1 pseudogene is annotated in these 384 nt (G+C 38.8%); it reads left to right on the top strand.

The annotated features are described in order from the left end of the window. Nucleotides 1–384: pseudogene (locus ACFINZ_RS11035) on the top strand (protein TolQ); the annotation flags it as partial.

Raw genomic sequence — 384 nt, 5'->3', positions numbered from 1 at the left:
TCCAGAAACAATAGGCATAGTGCACTTGTTTATGCAAGCGGGTTTCGTTGTGAAAGCTGTTATGATTGGGTTGCTGCTGGCTTCCATATGGAGTTGGGCAATTATTTTTGATAAAATCTTGACCTATCGGAGAATACGGCGTGAAATAAAACAATTTGAACGTATATTTTGGTCAGGGAAACCTCTTGAAGACCTTTATGCAACCTGTAAAAGTCAGCGCACCAGTAGCATATCAGCGGTTTTTATGGCAGCAATGGTTGAATGGAAAAAATCTCTTGAAAAAGGAATCCATACATCAATAAGTTTGCAGAGCAGGATTGATAAGGCTATGGATCTTATTTTAGGGCGTGAAAGCGCAAAAATAGAAGCAAAATTAAGCTTTCT

It is taken from the genome of Bartonella sp. AA81SXKL (assembly GCF_042196945.1).
GTDB lineage: Bacteria > Pseudomonadota > Alphaproteobacteria > Rhizobiales > Rhizobiaceae > Bartonella.
The sequence above is the reverse complement of the archived record's forward strand: the minus strand, read 5'-3'. Positions and strand labels throughout refer to the sequence as shown.